Origin of the sequence: Tritonibacter litoralis (assembly GCF_009496005.1) — a bacterium.
Classification (GTDB): Bacteria; Pseudomonadota; Alphaproteobacteria; order Rhodobacterales; family Rhodobacteraceae; genus Epibacterium; species Epibacterium litoralis.
In genome coordinates, this window is record NZ_WIBF01000009.1 from 18,204 (window position 1) to 43,873 (window position 25,670).

Below are 25,670 nucleotides of genomic sequence, written 5' to 3' on the forward strand. Positions count from 1 at the left end.
GATCTTGCCTAGTGTCCGAGCAGGATATCCTAAACGCACTCCATGGAGTTTTTGACTATGAAACAGATTTTCGCAGCCGCTTTCGTGACCGTTCTGGCCGCTGGTTCCGCATTCGCACAAGGTGCTGAAACCGGTGGTGCAGCCACTCTGGGTGGCACAGGCCTGGCAACTGGTGTTGTTGCAGGCGGTGTGATCGCCGGCGCGATCGTTGTTGGTGTTGTTGTGTCTGACGACGACGAATCCGGCACCACCACCACCACTTCCACCAACTAAGGTTGGTTCTCTCGGACGCGGGAGATCTGGTAAAGATATCAAAGCGGACCCAGATGTGGGTCCGCTTTTTTGTTTGCCAATTGGAAGGACGGCGGGGAGCGCCCGCCTTGGAGGTCACACTTGTTTGGCCAGAACGCTTTCGATGCGCGCCACATCCTCGGGGTTGTTCAACTCCCAGAACACGCGACCGCGCCCCTCCACCTCGACACAGGCTACGGGCGTGTCGTTGAACAAAAACCGCAGCTGTTCCAGCCCTTCGCGGTTTTCCAGATCACATTCCCCCCAGCTGCCATAGGCGCGCAAAGCCGCCGGGCGATAGGCGTAAACCCCCACATGGTGATAGACCGGGATATCCGCATCCGGCACTTTGCCCGGATCGATATAGGGCAGCACTTCTTTTGAGAAATAAAGCGCGTGGCCTTTGGCGTTGAACACCGCCGTGGTGCCGCCCACACGGCCGGCTTTGCGGTCTTCGACAAAATGGCCATAGGTGAGCGGGTCACATTGCAGCACCGGCGTGGCCACCTGGGCCTCGGTGTCGGCTTTCATGGCGGCAATCAGATCTTCGACAAACCAGGTCGGCGTCAGGGGGGCGTCGCCCTGCAGGTTGACCACCAGATCCGCGTCAATCGCGCCGGCGTCCAGCGCCGCCGCACAGCGGGCGGTGCCGTTTTCACATGTGGTGGGCGTCATAATGACCGAGGCGCCAAACCCTTCGGCGGTCTCTTTGATCCGGTCATCATCCGTCACCACATGCACCGCATCGACGCCTTGAACGCCCATTGCCGCCTCCCAGCTCATCTGGATCAGGCTTTTGCGGCTGCCGTCAGGCTGTGTCAGTTCGACCAGAGGCTTGCCCGGATAGCGGGTCGAGGCATAGCGGGCAGGGATCAGGATCACGGTTTTCATGGGAATGCCTCTTGTTTTGAGCCGAATATCTATCAGGCGACGCCGGCGCGCAGCAGGTCGTGGATATGCAGGATGCCCACAGGGGCACCGGTCGTATCCACCACCATCAGCACCGAGATCTTGCGTGCATTCATGATGGCCAGCGCCGATGCGGCCAGTTCGTCCGGGGCGACGGTGATCGGGTCTTTGCTCGCGATATCACCGGCGGTGGCGCGCATCAGCTGCGCCATATTGCGCCGCAAATCCCCGTCCGAGATGACGCCGGACAGGCGGTCCGCCTCAACCACGGCGGCAATGCCAAAGCCTTTGGAGGTCATGGTCAACAGGCAATCCTGCATCGGGGTATCTGCGGTGACCAGGGGCAGGTCGTCGCCTGTGTGCATCAATTGCGCCACGGTGGCCAGCTGTGCCCCCAGTTTGCCGCCGGGATGAAAGACGCGGAAATCCTCGGGCAAAAAGCCACGCTGATCCATCAGCGCCACCGCCAGCGCATCCCCCAGTGCCAGTGTCAGCGTAGTGGATGTGGTGGGGGCCATGCCGATCGAACAGGCCTCAGGCGCAGGCGGCAGGCACAGGCGGTAATCGGCGGCCTTCATCAGCGTGCTGTCGGGTTTGGAGGAAATCGCCACGGTGGGGATCGAAAAGCGCCGGGTATGGGCCAGAATATCCTGCAGCTCGGTGGTTTCACCTGAATTGGAGATCAACAGACAGATGTCAGCGGGCGTTACCATGCCCAGATCACCATGGCTGGCTTCGGCGCAGTGGACAAAATAAGACGGCGTGCCGGTGGAGGCCAAAGTGGCGGCGATTTTGCGCCCGATATGGCCGGATTTGCCAATACCCGAGACGATAACACGGCCTTTGGCGCCCAGGATCAGCTCCACCACAGGGGCGAAATCGGCGGGCAATTCGGCGGCCATTTGGGCCAAGGCTGCAGATTCCGTCGCCAGAACTTTTTGACCAGAGGCGATAACGGCCTGGGGTGAAACCTTGGACGGCTCTTGCGACATGGGGGACCCTCGATTGGACGCATTTGATTTAGCCTTCCTAGGCCTGCGATCCGCCCTAGGCAAGGGGGGTGGGGGTGGATATGGTCCGCGCAACGATAGGATCAAGGGGCAAAGAGATGGCACCGAAATTTGGCACAAGCGGGCTGCGCGGCCTGGTGGTGGAGTTGACAGCAGATCTGGTGGCGGATCATGTGCGCGCCTTTATTGCGGCCTGTGATACCGGAAACGGTATCTGTCTGGGCTGGGATCTGCGCCCCTCGTCTCCCGACATTGCGCGCGCCGTGACCGAAGCGGTTGTGGGTGAGGGCCTCACTCTGATCGACTGTGGCGCGGTGCCAACACCGGCGCTGGCGCTGGCCGCACAGGCGCGGGGCGCGGCGGCGATTATGATCACCGGCAGCCATATCCCGGCAGACCGCAACGGGCTGAAGTTCTATTCCAAAACCGGTGAGATCACTAAGGATGATGAAGCCGCGATCAAGGCCAATTTAGGCCGTGCGCCGGGGTCGGGGGGCGGCACGGTTGAGAAGGACAAAACCGTCAACGCAGCCTTTGTGGCCCGTTATTCTACGGCGTGCGGTCCGGACGCGCTGAAAGGCAAGCGGATCGGGCTCTACAGCCATTCGGCGGTGGGACGGAACGTGATGGCCGAGATCCTGGAAAAACTGGGCGCCTTTGTGCTGGAGCTGGGCCGGTCGCGGGTGTTTATTCCTGTGGATACCGAGGCGGTGGACGCCGAAACCCGCGCGCAGGTGGCGACTTGGGTCCAAGAACACGAACTGGACGCGCTGGTTTCCACCGATGGGGACAGCGACCGGCCTTTGCTGGTGGATGAACGGGGCCAGATCGTGCCCGGCGATGTGATGGGGCAGATCACCTCCCAAGCCTTGGGAGCCGAGGTGGTGGTGACGCCCATTTCCTCCAATTCCGGTGTTTCGGAAAAAGACTTTGGTCAGGTCACGCTCACCCGGATCGGTTCACCTTATGTGATTGCGGGTATGGAGGCTGCGTCGGGCAAGGTGGTCGGCTATGAGGCCAATGGCGGTTATCTCCTGGGCTTTGAGGCCGAAGGCCCCACTGGATCGCTGGCACCTTTGAAAACCCGCGACTGTGTGCTGCCCTTGCTGATGGCGTTGATCGCCGCCGGTGACGCGCCGCTGTCGGCGCGGGTTGCCCAAGAACCCGCAGTGGTGACCCTGGCAGACCGGTTGCAAGAGATCCCACAAGAGGCATCGCAGCCCTTTGTGGCCACATTGGCGCAGGATCACACGGCACGCGCGGCGTTTCTGAGCGCCTTGGATGTCGAAGAGGCAGGGCTAGATCTGACGGACGGGGTGCGGATGCGCCTGACCGGCGGCGGTGTGGTGCATATCCGCCCTTCGGGCAACGCGCCGGAACTGCGCCTGTATGTCGAGGCCGCGGATCCGACCCGTGCAGCAAGCCTTTTGGCGGCGGGTCTTTTGGAACTTAAATCCCGGCTACAGGGGTAATCGTCGGTCCCTATACTCTTGGCGGAAAGCTGATTATAAAATCAGATACCATTTAATCTTTTGAACTCCAGGGGTTGGACGTTAGTGATGACTGAAACAAAGATTGCGGTGGCCGGCATCGGCTATGTTGGCCTGTCCAACGCGGTGCTCCTGGCGCAAAACAGCCATGTTGTTGCTCTGGATATCGACGAAGGGCGTGTGGCTCAGTTGAATCAGCGTCAATCCCCGATTGTTGACGCTGAGCTGGCAGAATACCTTGCCGAAAAAGAGCTAAATTTGTCGGCGACCACCAATGTTACGGATGCGTTTCAAGAGGCCTCTTACATTATTGTAGCGACGCCGACGAACTATGATCCCAAGACCAATTTCTTTGATACCTCCAGTGTTGAGACGGTCGTCAAACAGGCGCGTGCGATCAACCCGGATGCGATGATTGTGATCAAATCGACGATCCCGGTTGGCTTTACCGAAGGGCTGCGGGCCGAGCTGGACACCGACAAGGTGATCTTTAGCCCTGAGTTTCTGCGTGAGGGGCGTGCACTTTATGACAACCTTTATCCATCGCGGATTATCGTGGGCGATGACAGTGCAGCCGCCAAGGGTTTTGCAGCACTTTTGCAGGAGGCCGCGCTCAAAGAAGATGTGGACGTTCTAATCACCGGCTCCACCGAGGCAGAGGCGATCAAGCTGTTTGCCAATACCTATCTGGCGATGCGGGTTGCGTTTTTTAATGAGCTGGACAGCTATGCGATGTCGCGTCATCTGGATGCGCGCCAGATCATCCAGGGTGTGGGGCTGGATCCGCGTATCGGCAGCCATTACAACAACCCGTCGTTTGGCTATGGCGGCTATTGCCTGCCCAAGGATACCAAACAGCTGCTGGCGAATTACTCAGAGGTGCCGCAAAATATCATCCGCGCCATCGTTGACGCCAACCGCACTCGCAAGGATTACCTGGCCGAGGCGGTCATCGCAAAAGCACCAAACTGTGTCGGGATCCACCGACTGGTGATGAAGGCAGGCTCTGACAATTTCCGCCAATCTTCGGTTCAGGGCATCATGAAACGGATCAAAGCCAAAGGCATTCCGGTCATCGTTTATGAGCCAAGTTTGGAGGATGACGCCTTTTATGGTTCGGAAGTTGTCCGGGATTTAGCAGATTTTAAGACCCGAGCGGATGTAATCGTTGCAAACCGTCAGACAGCAGAGCTGGCGGATGTCGTGGAGAAAGTGTTCACCCGCGATCTGTTTGGCAACGATTAACGCACAGGGGATGCGGCTTTCATGGGAATGTTTGACCAATTGCGGCCGCATCCGCGTTTGACCCCGGCTGAACCGTTTTATGCCATTGGCGATATCCACGGCTGTTTTGAGCTGTTGGCGGATCTGTTGCGCAAGCTTGACCCCGGCGTGCCGATTGTCTGCCTTGGAGATTACATCGACCGCGGCCCCAACAGTGCTGCGGTTCTGCATCTGTTACAGGCCTTGCCTGAGATCACCTGCCTTCGGGGCAACCACGAAGAGATGATGTTGCGGTTTCTGGCGGATCCCACAGGCGCTGGAGCCGGTTGGCTGCGGCATGGTGGTCTGGAAACGCTGCAGAGCTTTGGCGTGCCGGTGCAGGGCGATCCCGTTGAAATGCGCGACTTGCTGGAGACCGCGCTTGGTGCGCAGACGATCGATTGGCTCGGCGCGTTGCCGCGGTTTTACCAATCGGGGAATGTGGTTGCCACACATGCAGGCGGCGACCCGAGCAATCCGATTGAGGCGCAGGATCCTGATTTCATGGTCTGGGGCCATCCAGATTTTGCCCGCCGCAGACGGCGCGACGGGTTGTGGATGGTGCATGGCCACGTCATTGTGCCCGAACCCTCAATCGAAGCCGGGCGGATCGCCGTGGACACCGGTGCGTATGCGTCGGGGCGTTTGACCGCCGCCCGAATTGTCCCGGGCGGAGTGCAGTTTGTGTCTGTCCAAAGCACTGCAGCCACCGTTTGAGCGCCGATCAACTAGGATCTCTCCGGCCCTGTCGCGCATGCACAGGGCGCTGGGAATCTAGCCCCGTGACACCCTTGAGCGTTGCGCAGCTTTACGCCGGGAGGGGCTAGGATCCGGTTTGGCGCTATGTTCATATGTCGCTATGGCTCAAATTGATCCCTTTCGCGCCTTTGATTTCGCCGCTCTTAAGGTGCCCGCCAATACCGCAAAACCGATGCCACTGGTCTGGATCCTTCTGGCCATATGCTGTGGGGTCGAGGCGCTGTTTCAGATGCAGGATCTGTTTGACCCAAAAGGCGGACTTGTCTGGCTCACAAACCGCAGCCTGGCGGTGCAATATGGAGGGTTCTGGCCGGGGCTTTTGGGCAATTGGCAGCCAAACTATCCAGGTCAGCCCATATTGATGTTTCTCTCTTATGGGCTGTTGCATGCGGATTTTTGGCACCTTTTGGGAAATGCGATTCTGCTGGTGGTTTTGGGCCGCAGAACAGTGAGCGCAGTCGGGCAGGGGGGGCTGCTGTTGTTGCTTGTGGCTTCGGTTGTGGCAGGTGGGTTTGGCTATGGGATTATGGCGACATCGACACAGCCCATGGTGGGTCTGTCCGGCGGGCTGTTTGGCCTGATCGCGGCCTGTCAGATCTGGCAAGCCCGTCGTATGCGGCACGAGGGCCGCCCGCGCCGTGGCGTATTTATGTTCACCATATGGTTGATTGTCTTACATTTTGTCTTTTTTGTCCTCCAAGACGGTGGCCTGGCCTGGCAGGCTCATTTTGGCGGCTACATTGGAGGTGGGGTTGTGGTTTTCCTGCTTCCGACACCCGCCACCGCACCGAGGTCTTCACATCACAACTGAGGATAATCGCTGCGCGTTTTGCCGCTGGTTCACAAAAAAGGATTTCAAGACAGGAAAAACGGCTGTAACTGTTACTTAATCGGACGTCAGATTCCGGAAAAAGAGCAGTATGTCGACCAAAGTGTCGATGGATGAAAAAACAGGACGTTAATCGTGACACAGCCTCCACATGTCCTTGCGATTGCATCTGCTGGCGGCCATTGGGTACAACTTAGACGGTTGTCGCCTGCCTGGGCCGGATGCCGGGTGACCTATGTTTCCACGGATCCGCAATTGCGCAGCGGCGTGCTTGGCGACAAGCGGGATGCGGCTGAGGTTCGGTTTTTTGCGGTGAAAGATGCCAATCGTTGGCAAAAGCTCCGCTTGATGGTGTCGCTGGTGCAGATCATCTGGATCTTGCTGCGCACACGCCCGGATGTGGTGATCACAACCGGTGCAGCACCAGGGTTGTTTGCCCTGCATCTGGCGGCAATTATGGGAAAACGGACCGCCTGGATCGACAGTATCGCCAATGCCGAAACCTTGTCCCTGTCGGGGCAGATGGCGGGCGGGCGTTGTGATCTGTGGCTCACCCAATGGGAAAACCTGGCTGAACCAGACGGGCCATCCTACAGCGGGTCGGTGATATGATTTTTCTCACCGTTGGGACCCAGCTGCCATTTGATCGTCTGGCACATGCGCTGGATGATTGGTGTGCGCGGGCGGCGCATAAGATCCCGGTTTTTGGCCAAGTGGGACATTTGGGGCCGGACAGCTACAGGCCACAACATTTCGAATGGGCGGAAAAGATCAGCCCTGATACGTTCTCAGAACATGTCAAAGACGCGCGTGTGATTGTGGGACATGCTGGCATGGGTTCGATCATCACGGCGATGAGCTTTCGCAAGCCGACGGTAATCATGGCGCGCCGTGCCCATCTCGGAGAGCATCGCAACGATCACCAAAATGCGACCCTTGCCCGGTTTCAGTCCCGCAGCGGCATTTTTGCGGTTGAGAACGGCGCAGATCTGGCGGAGCGGCTCAACCATCTTTTGACCGTGCAGGACACAACACGGGTGGAGGACGGAAACGGCGTGTCACCCTATGCAGAAGAGCGACTGATTGAACGCATCAGCGCCTTTATTCATCAGAAATGAAACGCCACGGCAAGGCCGTGCAGCGCTGACGCCTGTGCCAAGATTTTGCTCAGACCCGTTTAATAGAGGTCGTAGGCATGGCCAAATGCGCCTGAGGAATAGCGGCATTTGTTTAAAACCACGCCCATGACATTGGTCAATTCAGCCACCTGACGTTCGGCCACGTCGATCTGCGCCATGGTGGTTTCTTCGGCAGCCACCAGGATAAGCGCGCAGTCGACATTCTGCAAAAAGCCAAAATTATCGTCGGTGCTCATCAAGGGCGGCATGTCAAACAGCATCAGATCAGGGCTATACCGGGTTTCCAACCGGCTTAGGACGGATACCGTGCGGTTGCTTTGCAGCATCTCAGACGGAGTAGAGACGCGGGTCTCGCCCGACAGGCCAAAAGCCAGGTTGGGACCATGGCGCAAGCCGACGTCTTCAAAGCCTGCCTGTTCCCCAAGGACTTCGCCGATGCCCATCGGGGCTTTGTGGCCCAAAAGACGGCTGAGACCCGTGCGGCGCAGGTCAAAGTCCAAGACAATGCTGCGCAGTTCGGATTGACGCGCCAGGCTAAAGGCGAGATTGGCCGTGGTTGTCGATTTCCCGCAGCCCGCGTGGGGGGACACAACCGCCACGCGGGTCCAGTTGTTCTGCTTACATTGCTGCAGCATGCGGGTGCGCAGCAGGTCGAACGGGGCGCTGTCCCGGCCGCCCTGTGGGGGGCTGATCCGCCCCTGACGCAACCGTTTTTCATTGAGCGTCAGCGGTGTCAGCGCCTGCCAGTCTTCGTCCATGTCCGGGCCGCGACCCACCGCCGCTGATGCGCCTTGGGGGCGGATGAACTGATCCGCCGACAGATTGCGTTGTGCCCGCGCCTTTTCAATTGCTGCCTGAAGCCGTTCCATATCTGCTTCTCCTCGTGAGGCGCTTACCAGCGCACGCCCAGCTTGTTCATGATTTTATCGGCAATCAAATCTAGCGGCAGGTAATAGAGATGCACCGCATAAACGGCCGCCGGGATGCCGACCACAATCGCCAAAGCCAGTATCACGCGCCCGCCACGACGACGCAGCTGTTGGCCGCGGCTTTGCATATAGGGGATGGTGGTCAGTGGGGTGATGCCCAGTTTTGCAACAATATCTTCAGGCCTGCGGGGCGAGCTGTTCATCATCTCTAACAAGACAATCAGCGCCAGCCCCAGCAACATGCCAAAGGCGGTGCCGCCCCCTGCAATCAGCGTGCGGTTTGGCTTGGTCGGTTGTGTGGGGATAGCGGGCTGTTCAATGACCACAATGCGTTGCCCCCGTGAGCGGGTTTCGATCTGATCGCCGGTTTGCGCTTTGGACAGGCGGGTTTCGGCCTGTTCATATTGGGTTTCGAGCGCGTTGTATTTGCGCGTCATCTCTTCCAGCGCGATGGTGACTTCGGGTGTGCGATCGATACCCTCGTTGAGGGCGGCCAAGCGCTCTTCGGCCTGACTGCGTTGCAGGCCAAGCGCTTGGATCCGGCTGTCGACCTCGCTGAGCTGTACCACCAAAACGGCTGGCAGCTCGACTTGGGCTTCCTGTTCGGCGCTTGCGTCCTCTGCATTTGTGTCGGGCGTGGGTGGCGTCAGCACGGCGGCGGATGTGCTGACATCCTTCTCCAACTGCGCCACACGGGCTTCCAGCACTTTGACCCGTGGGTTTTCGCGCGAATAGACGGTCAGCGCCTGGGCCAGATCGGCCTGCGCGGCCTCCAGCCTGCGTTCTTGTGGTGTTGGCGCGCGGGGGCGCGTGGATTGGGTTGGCGTTTCGGAGGCTTCGCCCGTCAGCTCATAAAGCTGGACCAGACGAGCCCGCTGGCTGCGCAAATCAGCCACGTCCCGGTCGATCTGAATCAGGCGATCCTGGAACACGGCCTGCTGGTTGAGCCGAAACCGCAAGCTGTCGGGCAGGGTCTCGCTGTTGGCTTGTTTAAACGCCAGTATACGCTGGCTTTGGCTGTCCAGCTCTTGGCTGAGCCGCTCCACTTCGCGGACGAAAAAATTCAGCGTCTCGCCCGAGCGTCCTTGCCGGAATTCGGCATCCTGAGTCTGGATCAGCACAAGATATTCGTTCAGCACCTCTGCCGTGGTCTGGGCTTTGCCCGCCTCAAAGGTCAGCGACATAACCGGCGCTTCGTTGCGTTTGCCGCCCGAAATCCCAATTGATGTCCGCCCCCGCATGGCCGAGACGATCTCATCTGGGTTCATTTGGTCGATGTCGTCGAACACATCCAGTTTGCGCGCGATCTTCAACATATTGTTACGGGTGACCAGGCGCTGTTGCACCACCTGCAACTGCTCTAACGCCGAGGCGCGCACGGTCGAAGCTGCCAACTCTTCGGGGATCTGCGGGCTTTCGACCAGCAAAACAGCCCGGCTTTCATAGGCGGGCGGCAATGAAAGCGCGGCGATAATGGAAACGGCGGCCATAACAGTGGCGATGATCAGGAAGTAGTGAAACCGTCGGCGGAATATCGACAGGTAATACCAGAAATTATCCATCTAAGTCGTCTCCCGGTCGACACGGCGTTGGCGGCGCATATATACGCCATCGTCCAGAATCTGTTGGATTGTATCGGCGCTGACCTGGGTCTCTTCAGAACTCCAGGCATAGAGCATGGCAAAATCGCAAAGCTGATTGACCAGCCGCGGAGTGCCATGGGTCTCTTGAAAAATCATATCAAAGGCGTCGGGTTGAAATTCGTCACCGCGCCCGCCGGCCACCTTGAGCCGATGTTCAATATAGCCCCGCATGACCTCGGGCTCCATGTCCCGCAGGTGATAGTTGGAGGCAATGCGTTGTAGCAGCTGTTCCAGACGCGGGTCCTGCACCATGTCGCGCAGCTCGGGCTGGCCGACCAAAACCAGTTGAACCAACACGTCTTTGTTGGAATTGATGTTGGTCAGCATGCGCAGCTCTTCCAGCCCTTCCATGGACAGGTTCTGCGCCTCATCAAAGACAAGGATCACCCGTCGCCCGGCCGCGTATTCCGCCAACAGGTGGTCCTGCAACGTCTGGAACATCTGCACATAAGAGGCCGTGGGGTACAGCGGGATCTGCAAAGCGTTCAAGATCCACTGGATCAGTTCGCCCCGTCCCCCTTGAGCATTGGAAATCAAACCAACGGTCACATCCTCTTGCAGGCGGGACAACAACTCCTGCAACAGAGTTGTTTTGCCCGTGCCGATTTCACCGGTAATCAGGGTGATCGGCGCCTTGGTGTAGATGGCGTATTCCAGCACCGCAAAGGCACGTTGATGGGCTTTGGACCAGAACAGGAAGCCAGGGTCAGGAACCAGCGAGAAGGGACGTTCAGTGAGACCAAAGTGGCCTGCATAAAGGAGATCAGAGCGCGTCATAATATAGCTTTTGGCTCACGGGGTGCTCCGTGTAAACTTCCGAATTTGCAAAGGATTTTGCATCACACTCCTGTTGCGCAGGTTTATGCGCTTTTAATATAAGTGAGACGTTGACACTTTGCATCTGAATTTCGACCCGCCTGGAGGAGTGTTGCGGGAAGACAATTGACCATTTCGGCTGCTCGGTTGAATGGCTCAAAACAATTCATTTGTTCATGGCATAAAACGGCACATTATCGACAGCCAAGACCAAAGGATGCGCCTGTGGAAATAGATGCGAAATGGTTGTCTAATCCATGAACAGATTCGCACTGCCCCTCACAAAGATTTATCGGGACCACTTGGGTCCAGAGGAAGATTTCAAATGCTAAAGCGTTTTATTATTTTGATTGCCTTGATTTTACCCCTCTTTCTTGCGGCTTGTGACACCGCCGAGGAACGTGCACAGAAACACTTTGAAAAAAGTCTGGCTCTGTTGGAAGAGGGGGAGGTGGACCGGGCGCTGGTCGAGCTGCGCAATGTTTTCCAACTGAACGGCTATCACATCAAAGCCCGGCTGACCTATGCGCAGATTAGCGAAGATCGGGGCAATGTGGCAGAGGCCTACAGCCAGTATCTGCGCCTGGTGGAGCAAGAGCCTGAACATCTGGCCGCCCGCAGCGCTTTGGCGCGATTGGCCGCAACCTCCAACAATTGGGAAGAGGCCGAGCGCCATTTGGCGGTGGCGGAACCGCAGGATCCTAAAAATCTGGACCTGCAGTCGATCCGTTTGGGCCTGACCTATCGTACGGCGGTGCAGGAACAAGAGACGGCAACAGCCGTCGCAACCGTTGCGGCTGCAAATGCGCTGTTGGAACAGGATTTGAACCTGCCGGTGGCCCAGCAAATTGCCGTGGATGCGCTGTTGCGGGCGCAGGATTGGGAGGCAGCGCTGACCCTGACGGATCGCTTGTTGAGTGCAGCGCCGCAGAACCTGCCGCTGCATAGCCTGCGCTTGGGCGTGTTGGAGCAACTGGGGGATCGCGACGCGGTGATCTCACATTTGCATATTATGGTGTCGCGGTTTCCCGAAGCCGATTTGCATCGCACCCTTGTGTCGCGCCTGATCGAAGATCACCGTTTGGCTGAGGCCGAAACCTATTTGCGTGACCGTATTCAAGTGCCGTCCGATGACCCCAGTGTGGCGCGGCTGGAACTCCTGAGCTTTTTGCGCACCCATCAGGGCATCGAGGCGGCCATCGCTGAGTTGGATCTGATGCTGGACGCCGCGCCCGAAGACGCCAATCAGCTGCGGGCGTTGCGCGCCAATCTCGAGTTCGGCCGTGGCAATCGAGAGGTGGCCATGGCTGAATTGGAAGAGATCCTGACCGCCGCCGGGGACAGTGCTGAAACGGATACCATCAAGGTGCTGCAGGCGCGGATGTTCCAGCAGTCCGGCAACAGCGTCGGCGCGCGGGCGCGGGTGGAAGAGGTTCTGGAGCATGACGCAGGCCACCTTGGCGCTTTGAAAATGAAGGCGGGCTGGTTGATCCAGGACGACCAGCCGGGCGATGCGCTGGTGGAGCTGCGCAATGCGCTGGACACTGCGCCGCGTGATCCTGAATTGCTGACTTTGATGGCCCAGGCCCATCAGCGCTCTGGTGACCTTGGCCTGATGCGCGAGATGCTGGCTTTGGCGACCGAAGCGTCGGGCAACCGTCCGGCCGAAGTGCTGCGGTATGCCAATCACCTGATCGAAAGCGAGAAATTCTTTGCCGCCGAGGATGTATTGCAGGCGGCCTTGCGCAATCAACCCGATCATCTGGGCCTGTTGGGGCGCTTGGGCACGCTTTATATTCAGATCGAAGATTGGCCACGGTCGCAGCAGGTGATCACGCGTCTGAGCACGTTTGAGGGTCCAGCAGCGCGCAATCTGGCCCGCGAATTGACCGCGCGCCTGTTGTCTGCGCAAAACCGGGCACAGGATCTGGAAGCGTTTTTGGGCCAATTGGTCGAAAGCGAAGACAGCCTGCAGGCCTCGGCTGCGCTGATCCGGCTGCGTCTGGCCAATGGCGATGTGGCGGGGGCTTTGCAGTATTCAACCGATCTGTTGAACCAAGATCCGGACAACCCGACATTGAGGTTCTTGCAATCCGGCGTTCTGGCGACGCAGGGGCGGCTGGAACCTGCGGCTGAGATCCTTGAGACCTTGGTTGTCGATTTTCCGCAAAGCGAGCAAAGCTGGGTGTCGCTGTACCGGTTGCGGCGCAGCCAGGGGTCTGAAGACCAGGCGGCTGCGATCTTGGCCCGCGCGGCTGCGGCGCTGCCGCAAAGTGCCAACATCAAATGGATCCAGGCCAGTGAGGCCGAGGCCAAGGGTGACATTGACCAGGCGATTGAGATCTATGAAGGGCTTTATGCGCAAAACAGCACATCTCTGGTGGTGGCCAACAATCTGGCGAGCCTGATCGCCAGCTATCGCAGCGATGACGCCAGCCTTGAACGTGCATTTGTCATCGCACGTCGACTGCGGGGCAGCGAGGTGCCAGCGTTTCAAGACACCTATGGCTGGATTGCAACCCGGCTTGGCAATCTGGAAGAGGCTGAACCCTATCTGGAAGCCGCCGCAACTGCCCTGCCGCAGGATCCGGTGGTGCGGTTTCACTTGGCTGAGCTTTATCGCAGGTCCAACCGGACCGAGGAGGCACGGCCGCATTATCAGGCTGTTGTCGATCTGGTGGCAGCGGGCGCAACGCCACCGCCGTTTCTGGGTGAGGTGCAGGCGCAATTGGCGGCACAGAACTGACGACACACGCACTGACACCCGCGTTCAAACGGGCGCTGATCTGGGCGGCTGTGGAAAAATCCCACAGCCGCCGCAATGCGGGCTCATTTCGGGCTAAATCCTCCGTAATTTATTAATCAAATGTTAACACAACCGCTCCGCGTGCTCCGATTACGAGGTGAGCCGGAGCATTTGGAGGCTTTGATGAGACGTGTCAGATTTCAGACCGCATTGGCCCAAATCGCTTTTTGCAGCGCGGTCTTTGCTGCGCCCTGTGCCCTGGCGGCGACCCTGTCGTTGGATGCCGTGGACCAAGGGTGGTACCGCGATGACGGGCGGCACATAACCGACAATCAGAACACGCTGACCGGTCGTCTCAGCAATGGGCAAGAGTATCGCAGCTGGTACGCCTTTGACCTGTCGTCGGATCCGCAGGATGATGATGATCAGCCCGAAGCACTGAGCCAGAGCGACGCTGGACGGATCACCGGGGCAACAGTGGTGTTTACGGGCAGCAACGGTCTGGCGGGATCGGATGATCAAAGCGAGACCCTGCAGCTTTATGATGTGACCACCGACGCAGATGTGTTGAGCTCAGGGCGTGCGGGGCGCGATGGGTTTGCGGATTTGGGCACGGGCGAGACCTATGGCAGCGCCGAATATGCCACGCCGGGGCGTGCCTTGCGCCGCACAGAGGAGCTGCGGTTGACACTGAACGAGGCCGCATTGGCGGACTTAAACGCGGCCTTGGAAACCGGCGAGTTTGAGTTCCTGATTGGCGCGGTCCTCAGCACCCTGTCGAATGAGAACCGCAGCGAGTTCCTGTGGGCCTTTTCAAGGATAGCCCCAGCCGCGCGGCTGGATCTGGAAGTTGCCCCAATCCCGCTTCCGGCCGGTCTGCCGCTCTTGGCGGGTGCGCTTGGCGGTCTGTGGCTGTTGCGCCGCCGCCAGACCAAAACCGCCTAATGGCTTAACCGGGTACAAACTCCGGCAGCCGTATCAGGCTGTCGCGCATAAAACCCTGAAGCCGTTCATCCGCGGCCTCGACTGTTTCACCAGCACGGATGGGCGTTACATACCGCACCAAAGCGCCATCGGTCCGTCCCAGCGTCAGGCTGTCATAGACAACGCTGGCCTTGGCTTTGAAGTCATTGGTCATCCGCTTGCCGCGCTGTTCAAACCAGTAATACACCAATTGGTGGCTGGTGCCCTTTTGGATCACCGCCCGGTTCACATCAAAACGACCATAACCGGTGCCTGACATATCAACGCTGTAGGGATCTAACGAGAACACCTCCCAGCCGCCGGTTGGCAGGCAAACCTCAGGCGAGTGGATGCCAGATCCTTCGGTCTGTTTGTTGTAAAAGGCGACAAAGAAATGGACCAGATTGCCACCTGGTGCCAGATAGGTGGCGTTCAGATAATCATCCGCACCCAAAACGCCTTCGATTTCAGGCTCTAGCCGGGACATAGTGCCGGACCAGTCCCCAATTTGTCGGGGAAACAGCAGAAAAGGTCTGCGGTCCAGATGCGCGGTTTCAATCTCGCCAAAGGCCAGCCAGGCGGCGGAGACGCTGGTGGTCAGCATCGCACCTGCAGCCAGCGCGGCCGAGGCGCGCACCGCCAGCGCCCGCAGCGCGATGGGGCCGAGGCCCGCGACGTCCAGATCCACCGCCTCGGACAGCGGCAAAGGGTTTGGCGTCAGCCGCTGCAGGGCCACGGCCATGCCAAACAGAATGGCAATACAGCAGATGAAAATCACCCAACCTTCAAAGAAATGCAAAAACCCTTCGGCCTGTTCGATCCCATGGCTGTCGACCAGGACACCGATGATGCCGATCCGCACCGAATTCATCAAAACCGTAATAGGCGCTGCCGACAGCAACAGCACGGCTTTGTGCCAGACGGGTCCGCGATACAGGATCGCAAAGAGGTAAGAGAACGACAGGATTGGAAATAGATAGCGCAAGCCCGAACAGGCCTCGGCCACCTGCAGCTTGTAAATGCCAAGGTCGATCACATTGCCTTCCAGAAAGACCGAAACCCCGGCCTGGCGCACAATCCAGACGCCGATCTCGGAGGAGATCCCTTGTAGGAAGATGGTCATTTTCCAATACACAAACTGCGGCAGTGGCAGCATGAAAATCAGGTGGAACACGGGCAATTGGTGGCGAATACCGCGTTTCCAGCCAAAGACGGTCAAGACCAATCCGCCGCACCAGATGATCAGCGCATAGGTGACAATATCAGGAATACGGGTCAGATTGCCAAAGATGGCAATCACCAGGGCAAAGCCCATGACCACCACACCGGGCCACCGGTCTTTGATCTGGTCGGGGAGGGGCGGTGCGCCACGCAATTCGCGCAGAAACAGATAAAGCGAGATCACAGGGATCAGTGGGCCGTGGCTGTATTCCGGGGTCATCCAAGCCTTGGCCAAAGAAACCAGCCCGATCCAAAACACGGGAACGGCGCCGCAGACAACCAGGGTCAGCCACCACAGTCCAACGGGATTTACACCGCTGGATGTGCCAAACAACACCGTGGATTTATGCGATGGGGTCATCTGATCCCTCCAAAAAACCGTAACGCCACGGGCCGCAACGCCCGCAAGGCGCATTTCAGCATAGATCACCCCTTTGGCCCAAGCCTTGCGACTGTTAATTTGCCGCGCCGAACTCACGTTTCAGTGTAAAGAACACGGCGTTGGAATGGGCGGAGCCGGTGTCGTCCTGGTCTGATCGACGGAACGCATAACCGGTTACAAAATTCCAGTCATTGCCAAGGTCGCGGGTCAGCGACACATCCAGGCTGGACCGTTGGCGATCGGGATCAGCGGCCAGTCCGGTTTCATGGATATTGGCATGGCGCAGGTCAACGGACAGGCGCGATATCGGGTTCAGTTCAAGATCATAGCCGATGTTCAACCGGGTGGTTTCGGTGACGGTTGAATTGGTCTCGCTGACGGATCCCGTGCGGCGCAGCACCGCGCGGAAGCTCGAACGTCGCCAGTCTTGGCGGTAGTTAATGCTGCCGATGGCGCGTGGGTCTGTGGTGCTGCCGTCAATCACACCCAGGCTCAGCGACAGGGCACCGGTGGGCAGGACAAACCGTCGGCTCACCTCGAACGTATTGCGTCGCCCGGCCTGGGTGACATTGCTGTCGAGCCGGGCGCTGACCACCCCGTTGCGGCGTTCCCGCGAGAGCTGCAGGGTTGTCACCACGCCGCTTTCGCGGTTTTCCAGTCCAGGTATCGCGTCAAACCGCTCTTCGACGTCGGCGTGGCCCAGATCAAACTCCAGCGTTGTGATCTCGGAAAACGCATGGGTCAGCCCCAGGACCACGCGGCGCGTGTCCCGAACGGTGCGCGCCGTATTCTGGGCTTCATAGCGCGACTGCAGGATGTTCAGCTCAAGAACTGAAGTTTGTCCAAACCGAAACAGGCCGGCCACTTCGCCGGTGGTAGTGTCGGTGTCAAACAGATCGCTGTCTGTGGTGTCGCTATAACGGCGTTCGCGCTGGCTGAGGTTCGCGCGCAGGCCAAAAGGGTCATTGAGACCGGTCTCAAAGCCCAGCAGATGGGTCACATCCGCGCGGGTTCCGGTGCTGGTCGACAGATCCTGATCCGTCAGCCCATCCCCGTTGAGCGGATTATCAAAGGCAAGATCGCGGCGGGCATATCGGCTTTGAACCTCAAACCGTGCGTTGGCCCCTTCGCGCAGGTAATCCAGCGCCAGATCGGCGTCGCTCAATTTGCTGTCGTTGCCTTCAACCGGATCATCCAAAAGACGAAAGACGCCGCCTGCTTCCAGATCCAGCGTCTGGATACCATCGCTGAACCGATAGCCGAGCCGCCCGGTGGTTTCCAAGGCCGTGGTTGTGCCCTGCGATTGCCGATTGAGGCGGATATTATCCGTGACCCGAAGGCTTTGGCCGATTTCAAACCGAAACGGGAGCTGGGGACTGGTCTGGTCTTGGGCCTGCGCCACAGAGACATCCAGGCCCAGGACAGCCAGAGCAGCCCAGATCAGAGTTGACCCGGACCGTATCATTGTCGCGCGTGTCATCGCCGCCTCTTATTCAAACAGGCGTTTTTGCGGGACTTTGATCACATCGCCAGCCTGCAGGCGCGTGCCGCCGTTTATGGTGGCGCCGTCGCCCTGTGGTACGCGATAGTTAAACAGAAAAGTTGTAACTCGGCCGGTGCTTGGGTCGGTGCGGTGCAGTTCGATCCGCTTGTCCGCTGCAAAACGGCTCAGTCCGCCTGCTTCAGCCAGAAACTGCAACAGGGTGATGCCCGGCTCGACTTCTTTGCGGCCAGGTACTGCAACTTCGCCCAAGGCAAAGATGTCAAACCGCGGGCCCGCCAGATCTTCCTTTGGGTCACGCAACGCTGCAACCGAGACATGAACCGTCGGAGGTGTGGCAAAATTGGGCGCCAACTGGCCGCGCAGAACGTTCTGCACCTGGTTTACGGTGCGCCCTGACGGGCGGATCACACCCGCCAAAGGAAAAGAGATGGTGCCATCAGGCAGAACCAGCGCATTGCGGTTCAGGCTTTCGTCTTCCAGAACCTCAATCCGCAGTGTGTCGCCCGGTTTGATGATATAAGATCCGGCCTGCGCCGCGGTGGGTCCCACCCCAAAAACCGCGCCAAAGGCCGCCATTGTGATCACAATGGCCGTCAACCAGGCCATTACGCTTCCCCACACTCGCGCAAACATGTGCATCCTCAATAATTCATAGGCTTTTTTGTGCGAAACAATGCGTTTTTAGCAAATTCGCAATTCTCAGGATGAATGTTTAATAGAACTGAGGCAATCTTGCACGGACTGATTTGAGACGTCGCAATTTTGCGCCTGATTCCACCTGCTGCCGGATTATTATGTTGTATTTTTGTTCTTGTTACGCTCGCTTAATGCGTCAGTTGACGTTCGCTTTGCTCTCATTTGCGCGGATTACACCGCAGGCCGCGCTGCTGGTCTGGGCTTTGACCCCTGCGGCCCAAGCCGCCACGCCGGTTTATTTGGCTCCGGCTGCGCAACAAAACAGCGACGCGCCGCAAAAGCCCCAATCAAACGATGCAGGGATCATGTCACGCAGAGATGGCAGCCGTGATGCGCCATTTCTACATCTTGCTGATGCGATTTCCGCGGTTTCCAGCGGGCAGGGGGATCATGTGGCCCTGTTGCCCGGTGCATATGGCAGCGTGATCTGGAAGAACATTGCGCCCCTGCGGACCATTGATGTGCGCGCGGAGACCACGGGGCAGGTGCATTTCGACCGGTTGGTGTTGGACAACGTACATAATCTGACCTTCTCGGGATTTTCGGTTTGGCCCCGTAAGCCAGTGGATGAGCCAGGCACTTTGGTCACGGTTCATGCCAGCAGTTCGCATCTGACCTTTGACCGGTTTGACCTGCGTGGTCGGGCGGATGCGCCCCAGACCTATATGCGGTGGCGGGCCAAGGACTGGCTGCGCCGGTGGCGCAACAATGGATTCCGGCTGGCGGGTCCAGACATGCGGGTGCAAAACAGCGCCATCACCGGGGTCGCCTTTGGGATTACCAGCCACGGTACCAATGCGCGGTTGGAACATAATCTGATACGCGGGTTTTCCGGCGATGCGCTGCGCGCTGTGGGCAATCACAGCTATGTGGCGCACAACCGGGTGCAGGATTGTTTTGCGGTGGACAAGAACCACGATGACGGGTTCCAAGCCTGGGCACCTCGCCATGGCGGTGCGCGCACGTCATTGGTGGGGCTGCGACTGGAACACAATCAGATCTGGGAATGGACGGGGCGGCGCGGACATCCGCTGAGGTGTCAATTGCAGGGGGTCGGATTGTTTGATGGGCAGTATCGCGACATCGAAATCCGCAACAATCTGGTTGTGGTCGACCACCATCACGGCATCTCGATCTATGGTGCGATCAATGGGGTGATTGCCAATAACACCGTGGTGCATCCTTCTGGTAACCCGGCCAAACTGCCGTGGATCAGTGTGAACCCCCATAAAAATGGAACACCCAGCCGGAATATCGAAGTCTCGCATAATCTTGCCATGGCATACAAAAGCGTGCCAGACGCCTTGGCGCAGAACACGGTGGCGCGGTTCCCGGCGCAATTGTTTGAAAACCCTGCAGCGGGGGATTTCCGCCCGCGCCCTGATGGCCCGTTGCGTGTTGGCCAAGAAGGGGCAAACCTGCCTGCACCGCTGCGGGATCAGCCTGATCTGACCGGCCTGCCACAGCAACGCAGCCCATAATCGCCCCACACCCAAAGTCTCCTTGAGATGAAGAACGGCCTGCCTGGAATGCGGGCCGTTTTGCGTTTCGTTTTTGGCAAATTTGAGGTCTTTCAGGAGAGATTGCGCGCGAAAGCCATACTTCCGACATAGAATGGGCGACGCAGCAGCGCGCTGGTTCACATATGTCTAAATGACGAACGCAGGATGCGGCCGGTTCCGAATGCATCTTGCGGGTTTTTTTGAGAGCCCAGTCGCGTGTTTCGGCGCGCTTCGCTTTGGTCAAAGTACATTTTTTAACGTTCCAAGACTTTGAAATTCTCGAACCACTTTTGGGGAACAACTATGCAAACTGCCACGTCTTCCGCGGCTCAAGACAATTTGGTCCTGACCGTTTCTTCCAGTGCCGAACTGAGCGCGGCGCTTGCCACACTGCAAGACACCGGCGGCACCATCCAAGTGACCGCATCCGACACCCCTTATGTGCTTACGGCTTACCAAGCCGGGCATGCGGATCACCGTATTACGATTCAGGCTGCCGATCCCGAGACCCCGCCACTGTTTGATCAGATCAAACTGACGTCCTCTCACAACATTACTTTTGACGGGATCTCATTTGACGCGAGCCTGGCCAATGACGTGGCAGGCCGGGATCTGCAGCTGTACAGCAGCTGGGGCATCACCTTTGCCAACAGCAGTTTCAAAGGCACTGCCACGGGGTATTATTCTGGTGCGGCGGGTGAACAGGCGGGCGGCTCGTTTGCCTATGTGCGGGGCGGCGGTGATGTGGTGTTTGAAAACAATGCATTCACCCATCTTCAACATGCTTTGACCTTGTCAGACGTGACCGGCGCCACCGTGCGCAACAATGATATCTCTCATATCACCGGCGACGGTGTCCGCCTGTCGGGGGTGGTGGACACAACGGTGGAAGGGAACAATTTCCACTCTTGGTTTGGGTCCAGCCACAGCATCAACCATGATGACATGATCCAGTTGTGGTCTTCTGCCAACAACGCTTTGCTGACGCAAAATCTGATCATTCGCGACAATATCCTGAACGCATCCGGCCCGGTTGCAACCCAGTCTATTTTCCTGCGCAACGAAGAGCTGAGCTCCGGCGGCGCTTTTCAGGGCATCACTGTGGAAAACAACGTGATTTACAATGGTCACCCGCATGGGGTGACCATCGACGGGGCCGATGATGTTCGGGTGGCGCAGAATACATTGGTTTGGAACCCAGAGGCCGCGCTGTCAGGCCAGTCCAACGCGCCCACGATCCGACTGAACGCGGTCAACGGGGCAGAAGTTCTGAATAATGTCACCACGGGTGTGGTGTTGGACGGCGTCACAGGCCTAGAGGAAAGCGGCACATTGGCCGTGGTTTATGACGACCCAAATGAAGAAACCGCGGTTCAGGCGTTGTTTGCAAATGCGGCAACGGGTGGTGCGCTGGATTTGGTCGATCTTCGGGCGCGTCCCGGTTCCCTGCTTGAGACCAGCGGGGCCGGATCCGATTTGATTGCGACGGCGACCGAGACACCAGGCGTTCATGCGGTGCTGAGCCAGGATGTTGCCATCCAAAACAGTTTTTTGGTTCACTATGACGCGACCCTGTCGTTTCAGAACGCAGGCCTCCCCCTGCCCGAGACGGCAAGTTTCCTTTGGACCTTTGCAGATGGCTCCACCTCAACTGAGCCAACAGTCAGCCATCTTTATGATGCAACGGGTGATTTTGCGGTGACCTTGGCTGTGACGGCCAATGGCGAAACCAACAGCATCACCCGCACCACACGTGTCGAAACGGATGTGCTGTTAGACTGGGACAGCGAAAATCCCTTTCAAGACACATCGACCTTTGACACGGCTTTAACAGTTGTTGTCGCCGAAGAGCCCAATACACAGCCCCAAGACGACATAGGTTCAGAGTCCGGCACATATGACACAGGCTTCCGTCTGGATGGTGACAGCAAGATCAAGACCCAGCGGTTGGGTGAAGATCATCTAGTCTCCTTTGACCGGTTGACGCTTGATCTGATGTTGAACCCGGACGCAGGCGATGACGGCGTTTTTGTGCACCGTCACGGTGGATTTCAAGCCCAAGTGAAAAAGTCCGGCAGCCTTGAGTTCCGAGTCGAAACCGAAGATGGCCTGTTTGTGGTGGAAACCGCTGACAACGCAGTGCGCGGTGATCAATGGCAGCGTATCACCCTGGTGTTTGACGGCGCGGATGAGACCGGTCATCTGTCAGTTTATCTGGACAGCGAACTGGCCGCGACCGGCGCGGCCTCGGGAAATATCCACACGGATGTGCGCCACAGTATCACCATTGGCAACACCTGGAACAAGAGCTTAACCGGCTCGGTGGATGACGTCACGCTTTATGGCTCCGCCAAAACCGAAGGCTGGGTAAACGCCACCGCTGACACCTCTGTGCCGGATGATCTGTTTACGCGTTTTGCGCCCGAAGAGGACAGTTTTATCCTCCAGCCCCTGACTCAAACACCCCCCGCAGAAGAGGATGTTTTGATCGATGTGACACCCGATCCGGATGTGGGCTCGGGTGTTGTGTCAAACATTGTGGAACAGGCTGCTGAAATTTCTGTGGCGATTTACCAGGACTTTTTGTTGTCCGAGCCTGAGGAAATTCTTGTCTGATCCTCAGGCTTTGCGGGAGCTGGCGACCAATGCCATGGCTTTGATCACATCCTGACGCAACCCTGCGTCAGGTAGGATACGCACAGCCATGGTCGCCAGAACCAGACCGATGACCAGCAACAGTTCAATGCCGATCGCTGGATCTGGCCATAGGTTTGCCACTCCCAGCCGGACGCTCCAAATGACCGCAATGGCGGCCGCTGCCAGGCAGATATCGGGACCAAAGGTTACCCATAAAATCCGCCGTGTCAGGGGCGTGTATCTGACACATAACGCCCACAGGGCGGGGATGACACCAATCAGCAGGGACAGCATGTAGACCGCAACCATAACCTTTAACCCGTATTGCGCACCGACGAACAACGCAAGCAGGACCACGGCCGCCGCAAACAGACGGTGCCACAGCAACGCCCGGCTTTGCCCCATGGCCGTCAACGCCCAGGTACCGGTGTGCATGGCATTGGCTTGCAACGTCAAAATCCCCATCCAAGCCAGAATTGGCCCGCTGCTGAGCCATTGCGGTCCCAGCAGAACAGCCACCACCAGATCAGCCCCGGTGCACAGACCCACGCCAATGGGAACGGTGATCAATGCAACCCGTGTCGCAGCCCGCTGGAACAAGGCACAGAACGCCTCTGGATCATGTGCGGCACGGCTGAAACTGGGTAAAAACGCACCGGCCAGCGGCGAGACGGCGCGCAGAGCAGGCAGGTTGGCCAGGTTCCAGGACCGGTAATAAAGCCCTGCATCGGCCGTGCTGAACATCCGCCCAACCAGAACAATGGCCGCGCTTTGACTGGCCGTAAAGATGAGCCGCGACAACGCCAGTGACCCGCCAAAGGAGAGGTAGGATCCGGTTGCCCGAAACCCGGCAATCGAGGGGCGCGAGGGGAGCCAACCACTGGCCAGGGCCAGCAGGATCAACCCAGCCAAAGGCTGCGCGACCACCTGCGCCACAATGGCCCAATAGCTTCCACCCAGCAGCGCCACACAGACCGCCAGGGCAATCGACACAACCATGGCCGCAAACAAAATAGTCTCTGCCTGACGGAGCCGCATCTGACGGCGCAGCAGCGCCACAAATTGCGCCAACATCCCGCCAAATAGAATGGTCGGCGCCAGGGCTGCAAACACGGCTGCGACCCGCGGTTCGCCATAAAATTGGGCGGCGGGGACGGCCAAGCCTGCCACAACCATTGCCAGTCCCAAGCCAATGAATGTGTTGGTCCAGAACAAGGCGCTGGCGGCGCGGTGCGTGACCTTGTCACGCTGGACCAGCGCATCTGCCAGACCAAATTCCGAAAGCCCCGTGGCAATCAGGATCACCGGCATCGCCATAGCGACAATCCCGTGATCCTGGGGGGCGATCAACCGCGCGAGAATTGCGGTGCTGCCCAATTGCACGATAACTTTGAGCAGTGAGAACAGTAAAACCACAATCGATCCACGTCCGGCGCGTTTGCCCAGATCACGGTTGAGGTGACGGGTGTCAAACACCGCGTCACGGGGATCTTCATAGTCTGGGGAGGGTGGGGTCATATTGCTCTCTTGGGTGGGACATTGACGAAAGGCCGACGCAGGGCCTTCCTGTCGCCGCAGCATATGCAATCAACGGATGATGCGCTGTGGTAACGTATGATGAAATAGCTTTGTGTACAGCAGCCAAACCTTGTGTGCGTCTTGGGCGTTGGCTTATGGCAGTAACAGCACCCGGCACGGTATTCTTTGGCTGGGACTGCCATTTTTTGATCTGGACATGCCCCTGATGCCATTTGAGCCAATATCCGATATCGACCCAAACGCGCAATTGCCAAAGCTTGCGATTGTCACAACTGAAATCGGCATCCCGTCCGAAATCTGGATGCTGCGTCAGGCCCATGCGCTGCGCGCTTTTGATCGCAGCCTCTGGGGTTGGTCGCGCCACGCGGATGCCAGCGATCAACCGCTCAGAGAGGTGCGGATCCCAGGCGGCTTTCCAACACCCAAAGGGATCCTTGCACGGGGGTTGCGCAAGATCGGCCACCCGGCCGCGTTGCGGATGACAGCCGCGGAACGCGCCGCTGTGCAAGGGGTTCTGGCCAAAGAGCGCCCAGATATCGTGTTGGCCCATTTTGGGTGGAACGCAATTTTGATGGCGCAGGTGCTGCCCAAAGATGTGCCCTTGGTCGTTCACGTCCATGGGCGTGACGCATCGGCCATGCTGGAAGAACGGTCCTATCGTCAGGCACTGGCGCAAACGTTGGAGCGGGCGGATGCCTTGGTTGCGGTGGGGCAGCATCAGATCAAAAGACTGCGCCCGTTGGGCTTGCCGGACCGGGTGGCGTTGATCCCTTGTGGCGCACCGCTGGATCTTTTTGCGGCACAGGAACTGCCGACGCAGCCGGACATCGGGGATCATCAGCCCATTCGCTTCGCCACTTTGGGGCGTCTGTCCCATGAAAAGGGCATGATAGAGACACTTTCTGCCTTTGAAACCTGTTTGCGCAAGCTGGGCGAAGGGGAGCTGGTAATCATCGGCTTTGGGCCTTTGCAGGACACGCTGCAGCGCGAAATTGCGCAGCGGGGCATGGGGGATCACGTGCGGCTGACCGGGCGATTGTCGCCGCCGGAGATTGCCCAGGAATTGGCGCAAGCGCATGTCTATCTGCAGCATTCGCAAATATACAACGGCTGGACCGAAGGCTTTGGTGTCACTTTGACCGAAGCCGGTGCCGTTGGATTGCCCCTGTTGGCTTCGGCGTCGGGTGGTTTGATCGACCAGATTGAAGAGGGCGAAAACGGTTTTCTGTTCCCACCCGGCGACGTCGCGGCCCAGGCTGAATTGATGTTGAAACTGGCCAGGGATGCGGCGTTGCGCCGGTCCCTTGGTGAAGGCGCGCGCCGCTTGGCTGCGCGGTTTGATGCAGCCCACATGTCGGTCCAGTTGGAACATTTGCTGCAGGAGGTTCTGGCGCAACACTGA

At 58.4% G+C, this 25,670-nt stretch carries 21 protein-coding genes; 12 read left to right on the top strand and 9 right to left on the bottom strand.

Annotated features, from left to right (window positions below):
• The first annotated feature begins 57 nt into the window (after nt 1-57).
• Nucleotides 58-273: a hypothetical protein gene (locus tag GFB49_RS13935; RefSeq protein WP_153216517.1), complete on the top strand. Its 216-nt coding sequence runs from the start codon at nt 58-60 to the stop codon at nt 271-273.
• Nucleotides 274-387: 114 nt separating this feature from the next.
• On the opposite strand, the gene GFB49_RS13940 is transcribed toward GFB49_RS13935, so the two are convergent.
• On the bottom strand, nt 388-1,182 hold the full coding sequence (locus GFB49_RS13940) for a 3-deoxy-manno-octulosonate cytidylyltransferase (RefSeq protein WP_153216519.1): 795 nt from the start codon (nt 1,180-1,182) through the stop codon (nt 388-390).
• Nucleotides 1,183-1,214: 32 nt separating this feature from the next.
• Complete coding sequence (locus GFB49_RS13945; RefSeq protein ID WP_153216521.1) at nt 1,215-2,192, bottom strand: KpsF/GutQ family sugar-phosphate isomerase; 978 nt, start codon at nt 2,190-2,192, stop codon at nt 1,215-1,217.
• A 116-nt stretch (nt 2,193-2,308) separates the two neighbouring features.
• Here GFB49_RS13945 and GFB49_RS13950 point away from each other — a divergent pair, with 116 nt between their 5' ends.
• The 6 genes from GFB49_RS13950 to GFB49_RS13975 all read left to right on the top strand — a co-directional run bounded on the left by GFB49_RS13950 (nt 2,309) and on the right by GFB49_RS13975 (nt 7,669).
• Nucleotides 2,309-3,682, top strand: a complete 1,374-nt coding sequence (locus GFB49_RS13950) for a phosphomannomutase (RefSeq protein ID WP_153216523.1) — start codon at nt 2,309-2,311, stop codon at nt 3,680-3,682.
• Nucleotides 3,683-3,769: 87 nt separating this feature from the next.
• The gene (locus GFB49_RS13955; RefSeq protein ID WP_153216525.1) at nt 3,770-4,945 is read left to right on the top strand and encodes a nucleotide sugar dehydrogenase; all 1,176 of its coding nucleotides are present in this window, start codon (nt 3,770-3,772) and stop codon (nt 4,943-4,945) included.
• Nucleotides 4,946-4,966: 21 nt separating this feature from the next.
• Complete coding sequence (locus GFB49_RS13960; protein ID WP_246149731.1) at nt 4,967-5,680, top strand: metallophosphoesterase; 714 nt, start codon at nt 4,967-4,969, stop codon at nt 5,678-5,680.
• A gap of 142 nt (nt 5,681-5,822) precedes the next feature.
• A complete protein-coding gene (locus GFB49_RS13965; RefSeq protein WP_153216527.1) occupies nt 5,823-6,533 on the top strand; it encodes a rhomboid family intramembrane serine protease in 711 nt (236 codons plus the stop codon).
• 153 nt (nt 6,534-6,686) lie between these two features.
• Nucleotides 6,687-7,163: a UDP-N-acetylglucosamine--LPS N-acetylglucosamine transferase gene (locus GFB49_RS21420; RefSeq protein ID WP_214644965.1), complete on the top strand. Its 477-nt coding sequence runs from the start codon at nt 6,687-6,689 to the stop codon at nt 7,161-7,163.
• Entirely contained in the window at nt 7,160-7,669 is a 510-nt protein-coding gene (locus GFB49_RS13975; RefSeq protein WP_153216529.1) for a glycosyltransferase, read from the top strand. Before GFB49_RS21420 ends, GFB49_RS13975 begins: the two co-directional genes overlap by 4 nt.
• A gap of 59 nt (nt 7,670-7,728) precedes the next feature.
• Here GFB49_RS13975 and GFB49_RS13980 read toward each other — a convergent pair whose 3' ends face one another.
• Genes GFB49_RS13980 through GFB49_RS13990 form a run of 3 tightly spaced genes read right to left on the bottom strand, consistent with a single transcriptional unit; the run spans nt 7,729 to nt 11,039 of the window.
• Nucleotides 7,729-8,559, bottom strand: a complete 831-nt coding sequence (locus GFB49_RS13980) for a CpsD/CapB family tyrosine-protein kinase (RefSeq protein WP_153216530.1) — start codon at nt 8,557-8,559, stop codon at nt 7,729-7,731.
• Between the two features lie 23 nt (nt 8,560-8,582).
• Nucleotides 8,583-10,181: a GumC family protein gene (locus tag GFB49_RS13985; protein ID WP_153216531.1), complete on the bottom strand. Its 1,599-nt coding sequence runs from the start codon at nt 10,179-10,181 to the stop codon at nt 8,583-8,585.
• Complete coding sequence (locus GFB49_RS13990) at nt 10,182-11,039, bottom strand: ExeA family protein (RefSeq protein WP_153216533.1); 858 nt, start codon at nt 11,037-11,039, stop codon at nt 10,182-10,184.
• A gap of 364 nt (nt 11,040-11,403) precedes the next feature.
• On the opposite strand from GFB49_RS13990, the gene GFB49_RS13995 reads away from it, so the two are divergent.
• Entirely contained in the window at nt 11,404-13,824 is a 2,421-nt protein-coding gene (locus GFB49_RS13995; RefSeq protein WP_194269349.1) for a tetratricopeptide repeat protein, read from the top strand.
• Between the two features lie 183 nt (nt 13,825-14,007).
• Nucleotides 14,008-14,769, top strand: a complete 762-nt coding sequence (locus GFB49_RS14000) for a VPLPA-CTERM sorting domain-containing protein (protein ID WP_153216537.1) — start codon at nt 14,008-14,010, stop codon at nt 14,767-14,769.
• Nucleotides 14,770-14,773: 4 nt separating this feature from the next.
• Here the strand turns inward: GFB49_RS14000 and xrtD are convergent, their stop codons facing one another.
• The 3 genes from xrtD to GFB49_RS14015 all read right to left on the bottom strand — a co-directional run bounded on the left by xrtD (nt 14,774) and on the right by GFB49_RS14015 (nt 18,500).
• Nucleotides 14,774-16,369: a VPLPA-CTERM-specific exosortase XrtD gene (gene xrtD / locus GFB49_RS14005; RefSeq protein WP_153216539.1), complete on the bottom strand. Its 1,596-nt coding sequence runs from the start codon at nt 16,367-16,369 to the stop codon at nt 14,774-14,776.
• A gap of 94 nt (nt 16,370-16,463) precedes the next feature.
• Nucleotides 16,464-17,870 (bottom strand): porin family protein, encoded by a 1,407-nt coding sequence (locus GFB49_RS14010; protein WP_153216540.1) that lies wholly within the window; start codon nt 17,868-17,870, stop codon nt 16,464-16,466.
• A gap of 9 nt (nt 17,871-17,879) precedes the next feature.
• Nucleotides 17,880-18,500 (bottom strand): polysaccharide biosynthesis/export family protein, encoded by a 621-nt coding sequence (locus tag GFB49_RS14015; RefSeq protein WP_153216542.1) that lies wholly within the window; start codon nt 18,498-18,500, stop codon nt 17,880-17,882.
• A 221-nt stretch (nt 18,501-18,721) separates the two neighbouring features.
• Here GFB49_RS14015 and GFB49_RS14020 point away from each other — a divergent pair, with 221 nt between their 5' ends.
• Nucleotides 18,722-20,071: a right-handed parallel beta-helix repeat-containing protein gene (locus GFB49_RS14020; RefSeq protein WP_194269350.1), complete on the top strand. Its 1,350-nt coding sequence runs from the start codon at nt 18,722-18,724 to the stop codon at nt 20,069-20,071.
• 324 nt (nt 20,072-20,395) lie between these two features.
• Nucleotides 20,396-22,708, top strand: coding sequence for a LamG-like jellyroll fold domain-containing protein (locus GFB49_RS14025; protein WP_153216546.1), 2,313 nt, complete (start codon nt 20,396-20,398; stop codon nt 22,706-22,708).
• A gap of 3 nt (nt 22,709-22,711) precedes the next feature.
• Here GFB49_RS14025 and GFB49_RS14030 read toward each other — a convergent pair whose 3' ends face one another.
• A complete protein-coding gene (locus tag GFB49_RS14030; protein WP_194269351.1) occupies nt 22,712-24,247 on the bottom strand; it encodes a lipopolysaccharide biosynthesis protein in 1,536 nt (511 codons plus the stop codon).
• Between the two features lie 217 nt (nt 24,248-24,464).
• On the opposite strand from GFB49_RS14030, the gene GFB49_RS14035 reads away from it, so the two are divergent.
• The gene (locus GFB49_RS14035) at nt 24,465-25,670 is read left to right on the top strand and encodes a glycosyltransferase family 4 protein (protein ID WP_153216550.1); all 1,206 of its coding nucleotides are present in this window, start codon (nt 24,465-24,467) and stop codon (nt 25,668-25,670) included.